The sequence below is a fragment of the Marinobacter sp. OP 3.4 genome (genome assembly GCF_036224885.1).
Classification (GTDB): domain Bacteria; phylum Pseudomonadota; class Gammaproteobacteria; order Pseudomonadales; family Oleiphilaceae; genus Marinobacter.
Window position 1 is genome coordinate 1 of record NZ_JAVVLT010000045.1, and the last position, 7,692, is coordinate 7,692.

The 7,692-nt window shown below is 53.0% G+C and carries 9 protein-coding genes; 7 read left to right on the forward strand and 2 right to left on the reverse strand.

The annotated features are described in order from the left end of the window. Positions 1–136: 136 nt before the first annotated feature. A complete protein-coding gene (locus tag RO069_RS08345) occupies positions 137–1,624 on the reverse strand; it encodes a Fic family protein (RefSeq protein ID WP_328186683.1) in 1,488 nt (495 codons plus the stop codon). Between the two features lie 458 nt (positions 1,625–2,082). Between RO069_RS08345 and RO069_RS08350 the strand changes: the two genes are divergently transcribed. The 7 genes from RO069_RS08350 (at position 2,083) to RO069_RS08380 (ending at position 7,153) form a co-directional block, all read left to right on the forward strand. Continuing rightward, positions 2,083–2,979, forward strand: coding sequence for a cation transporter (locus RO069_RS08350; RefSeq protein ID WP_328186684.1), 897 nt, complete (start codon positions 2,083–2,085; stop codon positions 2,977–2,979). A gap of 64 nt (positions 2,980–3,043) precedes the next feature. Beyond that, positions 3,044–3,394 (forward strand): DUF3703 domain-containing protein, encoded by a 351-nt coding sequence (locus RO069_RS08355; protein WP_328186686.1) that lies wholly within the window; start codon positions 3,044–3,046, stop codon positions 3,392–3,394. 105 nt (positions 3,395–3,499) lie between these two features. Further along, positions 3,500–4,420: a cation diffusion facilitator family transporter gene (locus RO069_RS08360; protein ID WP_328186688.1), complete on the forward strand. Its 921-nt coding sequence runs from the start codon at positions 3,500–3,502 to the stop codon at positions 4,418–4,420. 14 nt (positions 4,421–4,434) lie between these two features. Further along, positions 4,435–4,896, forward strand: coding sequence for a hypothetical protein (locus tag RO069_RS08365; RefSeq protein ID WP_328186689.1), 462 nt, complete (start codon positions 4,435–4,437; stop codon positions 4,894–4,896). A gap of 134 nt (positions 4,897–5,030) precedes the next feature. Continuing rightward, positions 5,031–5,669, forward strand: coding sequence for a DsbA family protein (locus tag RO069_RS08370; RefSeq protein ID WP_328186690.1), 639 nt, complete (start codon positions 5,031–5,033; stop codon positions 5,667–5,669). 21 nt (positions 5,670–5,690) lie between these two features. Further along, the gene (locus tag RO069_RS08375; protein WP_328186691.1) at positions 5,691–6,533 is read left to right on the forward strand and encodes a cytochrome c oxidase assembly protein; all 843 of its coding nucleotides are present in this window, start codon (positions 5,691–5,693) and stop codon (positions 6,531–6,533) included. After that, complete coding sequence (locus RO069_RS08380) at positions 6,530–7,153, forward strand: SCO family protein (RefSeq protein ID WP_328186692.1); 624 nt, start codon at positions 6,530–6,532, stop codon at positions 7,151–7,153. Before RO069_RS08375 ends, RO069_RS08380 begins: the two co-directional genes overlap by 4 nt. Positions 7,154–7,376: 223 nt before the next feature. On the opposite strand, the gene RO069_RS08385 is transcribed toward RO069_RS08380, so the two are convergent. Further along, positions 7,377–7,634 (reverse strand): hypothetical protein, encoded by a 258-nt coding sequence (locus RO069_RS08385; protein WP_328186693.1) that lies wholly within the window; start codon positions 7,632–7,634, stop codon positions 7,377–7,379. Between the last annotated feature and the right edge of the window lie 58 nt (positions 7,635–7,692).

Sequence of the window (7,692 nt, forward strand, 5' to 3'; positions counted from 1 at the left end):
GCGGAACTGGCATCAAACGAATGAGGTGGTGTCCGGTTTAGCGGGGGCAACTACACTTTCAGAGGATTGCAGATCAGCCGTCAGCAAACAAGTGGACCGATAGCGCTATCGGGCGCCTACGGTTGGTAGCTACCTATCACCCTTCCGCTCGATTGCTCATCACTGCATGGTACGCTTGCTCCAATGCGTCAAAAACTTCTTGAGGAACTTTGTGTTCGAACTGTCTTCGTCGGTCACCTGATATTTGGCCGTTCTGCTCTAAACAGAACCGTACCAGTCGAGTTAAATCCATGTTGACCACATCGAACTCTTGGTCAATCCGCCGGTAGATCTCGTCGTAGCGCTTTAAGAAGACAACCTCTCGCTTTAGATCCTGGTCAATCACAAGCTTCGTAGCATTTAACATCAATTCGACGCCTTTGGTTGCGTCCCAGTAACGATAAAGTGCGGGGTGTCCCTCGAAAGTGAGCGCTAACCCCTTTTCATCTCTAGACCGTATCCTCCAGTAGCGCGTGACGGGTTCTGAAAATGCTCTCAGAGCCTCCAAGTATTCGCTCTCGCCCCGCCGCAGCACGATCGATACGGGTATTAGCACGCTGTCATCGAGCGCTCCATGCGAGCGCAGCACTTGGTGAAATAAGAAACGCGATAGGCGTCCATTGCCGTCCATGAAAGGGTGTATAAACACGAATCCGAGCGAGACAATGCTCGCCAACACGAGAGGGTCAACATTGGATGGAGATGCGTTGGCCATCGCCATCAGCTCATCCATCAGTTGTCGGGCGAGTGTGGGATCTGGCGGCACATACGTTACACCCAAGCTTCCTGGCAACCCATTACTGAGATAGTTCTGTTCAGTTCGAAAGGCCGTTGCACGAACCAAGGCATTGCTGACCAGGTCATTCTGAATGGCTACTAGATAACTTTCGTCCAGTCTGTCGCGATAGCGTGCTTTTTTTAGGAGATTAACGAAACGAACGGCCCTCCCTTCGGACGGTGATTCGTTTTCAATGGCCCAAGAGTCCCAGGTTTCAGTCCAATAGGCCCAGGCCAGCGTTCTGTCCGCGACAGTCTGAGGGAGAGACTTGAAAAACAGCTCGTTCCGTTGAAGCACATCCTGGTTTAGCAGCGACTCGATCGGCTTCGTACGCCTAACTGTGACACAGTAGTCTAGCGAGCCCAGGCCATTGAACGTCACCCGCCAACGAGAGTTTTTGATACCAGGTCCAGTAACGTACTGGCTGGAATCAAACAGCGGAACATACGATTGCCGTATGTTCTGGACTGCACGTTGAATCGAACGACCTGAAAAATGCTCCCACAGAAAGCAGGCTTTACGCAGATACTGGCTATTCGGGGACGAGTCAATAGCGCAACGAATATCGATCTCAGGGATGAGAGGCAGAACCTGAGCCAAAACCTGAAGGTTCATCCCCTCATGCTTTAAGGCAAACGCCACATGGCCAAGCAAGTCCTCCGGCGCGGGAACCATCGTGGGCGGTACCAGTAAGGTGTTACCGAGGACCTCCTTGCGGGTAACAGTAGCAACTTCTACCGAAATTCCTGGCTTGACCGCCGAGATAGAACACTGGTCGATTAGATGTACGTAACCCGCCTTTCGCATTGCTGCTTTCTTCCATACTCAGGGAGTACTGATAATTTTTATACCAATATCACTTTTTTACGCAAACCGTCTCTTCCAGCATTTTATTTACAGACCACCTGTAGTCGGCCTTGAAGGTGCTCTTGTAACCATCGCCTGCCAACAAGGCATCTGAGAATGCCCCGGACATCCTTACCCGTGACTTGTGCCGCAGCCTTCCCGCCAAAGAAGTCATATGCCCGCTTAATGTAGGTTGACGTCTATCTTTCGTCCGCGCCGCCAGACTATGCGTCAAGCTTACGATCCCGCCGCAGCGAATAAGAAGCCTTCTGGGCTACAAAATCACTTCCCTCTACTTTAGTGGCCCTTTTAATATCGGCCAAATCAAGAGTCTCGTATTAAGCCACTGGTTAATCATTGACCCTGTAGTAACTACAGGGTTTAAATTGCTTCATCTTTCGAGAACCGGAGCCGCAAAAATGAGCAACGTCTGTGACGGACAGTGTGGCAATGATGAAACTGCTACGGATAATGACACTCAGAACCCCGTCATCACCCCACCTGGGGCCCAGCTCAGCACCTATAAAGTGCCAAAAATGGATTGTCCGTCGGAAGAGCGAATGATTCGAATGGCTCTCGATGGCTTTGACAACATTCAGTCACTGTCATTCGATCTGTCGAATCGGGAGCTGGAAGTTATCCATCAAGGCGACCCCGACCCTATTACCAGCAAACTGGAAACCCTGGGTCTGGGCGCTTCCTTGGATAAGACAGAGGAGGCCAGCGCTGACTCCGTCAGAGCGGCTGAATCGTCTTATGCCAACGAAACCGAGGAATCCGGCACTTTATGGATTCTACTGGCGATCAACGGTCTGATGTTTCTGGTCGAGATGACTATGGGCCTGATCGCCCAGTCTACTGGCCTGATTGCAGACTCGCTAGACATGCTTGCCGATGCTGCCGTCTACGGTCTCGCGCTTTACGCTGTTGGGCATGGCATCAAAATGCAGGTCAGAGCGGCGCATGTTGCCGGCCTTCTCCAGCTTATCCTTGCCGCCGGTGTACTGGTTGAAGTTGGCAGGCGTTTTCTGTTCGGCAGTGATCCCCAGTCGTTAATGATGATGGCCGTCGCCTCTGTTGCTCTGGTTGCGAACATCAGTTGCCTTCTTCTGATCGCAAAACACCGTGAGGGCGGTGCTCACATGAAAGCCAGCTGGATATTTTCGGCCAACGACGTGGTCATCAACCTGGGGGTAATCCTTGCGGGGCTGCTCGTTGCCTGGACCGGTTCCAACTATCCAGACCTGGTTATTGGCGGAATTGTTGGTGGCATCGTCTTGATGGGTGCCAAACGCATACTGGCACTGAAAGGCTGAACCTTTCGGGGGCAGGTGGTCGATTATCGGATCGCCTTTGGCAATCCATGGGGAGTAGACATCAATGCACAGTGAATTGAAGGCATCCTATCTTGCGGAGCTTGAAGCGGCACGCATGGCGGAAGGGGCGGGTGATCTCGAGACAGCCTTCTCTCATCTTGAACGCGCCCATATCCTCAGCCAGAAATATGCTCTCGCACACGCCGCAACCCATCTACGAATGCTCAGGCTGGGTTGGCGGACAAGAGACGTTCGCGAAGTGCTGGGACAGTTTATTCGAACCATCGCCGCCCTGATCTTTTCCCGAATTTGGGTTCCGGTCGGAAACACCGGTCGCGCAAACGTCAGCGCCTTTGCCCCCATGCCAGTGCCCGAGGATCTGGCAGAGGTGCTGAGTAAAGCGTGTGATCAGTAGGGTTTCTTACTGCGCATCGCGATTCAGTGGCAAACACTTGACCCTGAAGTTGCTACAGGGTCCATAACTAGGCCAACGTCTTGTTGATCATTGATAGAGGCAAACATGCACGACCACAGTCACGGTCACGACCATAGCCATCATTTCGACACCCATAACCGCTCCTTTGCGATTGCGGTGTTGCTCAATATTCTGTTTGTCGTCATCGAAGCGGTGTACGGGGTTATATCCGGCTCGCTGGCGCTGCTTGCCGATGCCGGCCACAACCTCAGCGATGTGATGGGGCTGATCATGGCCTGGGCAGCCAGCTGGCTGGCCAGCAAAGCGGCGACCTACGCCAAGACCTATGGCCTGAAGAAAACCACCATTCTGGCGGCCTTGTTTAACGCTCTGATTCTGATCGCCGCGGTCGGTGGTATTACTTGGGAAGCCATTCAGCGCCTCACAGATCCTGCCGACGTCGCTGGGCTGACCGTCGTGATCGTGGCTGGCATTGGCGTATTGATCAACGGCGCAACCATGATGCTCTTTCTCAAAGGGCAGAAAGGTGACATCAATATCCGGGGCGCTTTCTTGCATATGGCCGCAGACACCGCAGTGTCGGTAGGCGTCGTGATCTCTGGCACGATACTGATGTTCACCAGCCTGACCTGGATTGATCCGATCGTGAGTCTCGTTATTGCCGTCGTGATCTTTGTGGGCACCTGGCAGTTACTGAAGGACTCCGTAAACCTGGCGGTGGATGCTGTTCCCAAGGGGATTGATCCTTCGGCTGTCCATGAGCGTCTTGAAAGTTTGCCCGGCGTGCAATCAGCCCATCACCTTCACATCTGGGCTCTGAGTACCACCGAAAATGCGCTGACCGTTCACCTGGTGAAACCAGACCCAGAGAGTGACGACCAGGTGATCAGTGAGGCTACGGAAATGTTGAACGAGCACTTTGGCATCCAGCATACGACCATCCAGTGGGAGCGCGGAGATGATCAATGCCCGACCGATGCCCATTGTGGGTCGCTGACTCATTGAAAAGGAATGTGAGCGTGAAACTGACACTGGCAACTACCTTTCCAGCGCCCGCTGATCACGTCTGGGCGCTGGTCAAACAAAGCAGTACGCTGCTGTTTGTTTGCAAGGGTCTTCTGGGTTTTGGAGATTCTGGCCGCTTTCCGCAACAATGGCGAGAAGGAAATAAAGAAGTCACACGCTTGCTGTTTTTTGGCTTCATCCCCGCATGGAAACACACCCTGACGTTTGAAAGGATTGACGACGATCAGCGAGTTCTTGCGACTGAGGAAGGCGGAGGCCTGGTCCCCGTCTGGAACCACGTCATTCAGGTGGCCCCTGATGGAAGCAAGGCCTGCACCTACAGTGATGAGGTGAACATAGAGGCAGGGGTATTCACGATAGTAGTATGGCTCTACGCACACGTTTTCTACCGCTACCGCCAGCGTCGGTGGCGCACCTTACTGCGTGAGATAGCGCATCATTCATCATCCATCTGATTTTCGAACCAACAAGGCTAGGCGCTCCATGCGGGAAACGATTGAACGCCATCAGGTCTGGGCCTACCTCGTTGCTGTTGTTTTCCGGCCTTGTTGTCCAACTTCACCAAACTAAAAATATGGAGATCTAACACGTGCGGACCCGAACCCTGGTCGTAAGTCTCGTTCTGCTCTGTCTGGCTATCTTCGCAGCCGCTTTTGTTTTATACGATCGCTCTGAGGGCACTAACGAACCCGCCGTCGTTGAAAAAACGCCGCTGGTGAGGGATTACTCACCCGTTATTGGTCCTGAAGACGCACCCGTCACCATTGTCGAGTTCTTCGATCCATCCTGCGAAGGCTGTCGCGCCATGTACCCCTACGTAAAACAGATTATGGCGACGTACCCGAACCAAGTGCGCCTGGTATTGCGCTACGTGCTGTTTCACAAAGGCTCGGAAGAAGCTGTCAGGATCCTGGAAACCGCTCGCCAACAGGGAATCTACGAGCCGGTCCTTGACGCTGTTATGGAAGCCCAGCCCCAGTGGCATGACGATCCCGATGTCACGGCAGCATGGGATGCAGCAAAGTCAGCGGGGCTCGATGTTGAGGCCGCCCGTGCCAGTATGAACGCGTCTGAAATCGACGACATCATCCAGCAGGATGCTGCGGACGTTAAAGCGGTCAGAATTTCCGGTACGCCGACATTCTACGTCAACGGAGAAAAGTTGAACCGCCTGGGCCCTCAGGAACTGTACGACCTGGTAACGTCCAAGGTAGAGTCATCGCAATAAAAAACTAACGCTGGCAAACCTATGTCACCGCTTGACTACCTTTTACCCTACGATTTCTCGCCGCTGACCGTGCTGAGCTACATGCTCGTGATGGGGTTCTATGGCGTCGGGCTATTTCGGATGCCGGAACAGGACCGGCCAGGCGCACTGCGGATCTTTGCTTTCACCCTGGGGGTGATGATCTGTTATGCGGTGATGCAGACCCGCTTCGATTACTATGCGCAATACATGTTCTTCGTCCATCGGGGCCAGCACCTGATTCTTCATCACATTGGGCCGATTCTGATCGCCCTGTCCAACCCCTTGCCGGTCATGCGGTTCTGGTTCGCTAAAATCAGCCCACGTTGGAAGCATGCGTTACGCCCCCTCGGTTGGATCTATAAAGTTCTGCAACAACCCTTTATCGCCCTGTTCCTGTTTGTCGGACTGATTTATTTCTGGCTCTGGCCATCGATCCATTTCGACGCCATGCTCAGCCGGAACCTGTATTGGGTCATGAACTGGAGCATGTTGCTGGACGGCCTGCTGTTCTGGTGGCTGATCTTTGACCCGAGGCCACCGGCTATCACTTCGTCCCTGGGGTATGGCAAACGCATACTGATCCTGGCTGTCGCAGGTGTGCTTCAAATGATTCTGGGAGCAGGGATCGTGTTTTCTCGTGACATGGTCTACGACGTTTACGAGGTCTGTGGCCGCGCCTGGCCCTTGGATCCCGAGGTCGATCAATTCCTTGGTGGCCTGCTGACCTACATTCCACCGGCCATGATGAGCATTCTCGGCATTCTGCTTATCCTTCGTCGCGCCATGCATCAGGACGGAAAGTACACCAATCATTCCCAAAAACTGGAGGAAACAGCGTCATGAGCACCCGTTTCTGGCAACCGAGCACCAACATCGTACCGGCCGTTTCTACGCTGGTGATGGCCATATTGCTGACGGGTTGTTTTGGCAACGATGAGGAGGATTGGCACGGAACAAGTATCAGTGGCCTGATGCCCGAGTTGGAATTCGATCTGATCAACAGCCAGGGCGAGCCGGTGTCTGGCTATGATTACAACGGCCGCGTGAAAATGCTGTTTTTCGGATTCACCTCATGCCCCGATGTTTGCCCGACGGCACTGCAAAAACTCAACCAAGCAACCAGTGGCCTGGCCCCCGAGCTTCAGGAAGAAGTGCTCACTTTGTTCGTGAGTGTCGATCCGCAACGTGACACGCCTGAGCGCCTCGCAGAGTACGTGGATTTTTTCGGTGACAATATTGTTGGGCTCACCGGAGAAGAACCCCAGCTTCGCCAATTGGCCAAACGATATCGGACAACCTTCGGTTATGAAGAACCTGGCCCCGACGGGAATTACGCCGTGTCACACAGCAGCGCGATCTATGTATTTGATCGTGAGGGCGATCCCCGATTGTTAATGAGATCTGATCTGAGCGCTGAGGAGATTCGAAATGATCTCGTTGCTCTTATTCAGGAGGGTTCCTGAATTAATGAAGTTTGCCATCGACGAGCCGTTGTCCCACAACTGGAAGCCGACCATACACTACAAGGCGTGATGGTCGAGTATGGATCAAGCACGCAAAGCTACAACGTAGCCAGGAAAACTCTGAGCGGTCGGCGCTTAAAATAGAATAAATCAGGTAATTGTGTTTACAGTATTTTTCGAGAAAGTAAGGCGCGCGCTTCACAAAGCGTCAAGCGATTAATGGTCAGGACTGCCAGTAGCCCCACTGCTCAATCAATTTTTGGACCGAATGGCCATTGGGGACACCATCAGGCATCTGTCTCCAAAGCTGGATTGTGCCTTTCATGTCATCACGAAGTCGCTCGAGCTCCTTTAGCTCCTTTAGCTCCTGATCCAGTCTGCAAAGGCCGTCTGTAAATAGTTTCTCCAGATCGCCGCTAGCCAAGCCACCTTCCGTACCTTGACTCAGAATGACTTTGACTTCACTCAGGTTCCAACCCATTTTATTAGGTTCATCGCGCTTTACCGGGAAACGCTGCTTTTATCTTCAGGAAGAAGTA

What these genes read in the sequence shown, in the direction of transcription:
- RO069_RS08375 (WP_328186691.1), top strand. Translation starts at nt 5,691, where the DNA reads ATGTCACCGCTTGACTACCTTTTACCCTACGATTTCTCGCCGCTGACC.
- RO069_RS08355 (WP_328186686.1), top strand. Translation starts at nt 3,044, where the DNA reads ATGCACAGTGAATTGAAGGCATCCTATCTTGCGGAGCTTGAAGCGGCA.
- RO069_RS08360 (WP_328186688.1), top strand. Translation starts at nt 3,500, where the DNA reads ATGCACGACCACAGTCACGGTCACGACCATAGCCATCATTTCGACACC.
- RO069_RS08380 (WP_328186692.1), top strand. Translation starts at nt 6,530, where the DNA reads ATGAGCACCCGTTTCTGGCAACCGAGCACCAACATCGTACCGGCCGTT.
- RO069_RS08385 (WP_328186693.1), bottom strand. Translation starts at nt 7,634, where the DNA reads ATGGGTTGGAACCTGAGTGAAGTCAAAGTCATTCTGAGTCAAGGTACG.
- RO069_RS08345 (WP_328186683.1), bottom strand. Translation starts at nt 1,624, where the DNA reads ATGCGAAAGGCGGGTTACGTACATCTAATCGACCAGTGTTCTATCTCG.
- RO069_RS08350 (WP_328186684.1), top strand. Translation starts at nt 2,083, where the DNA reads ATGAGCAACGTCTGTGACGGACAGTGTGGCAATGATGAAACTGCTACG.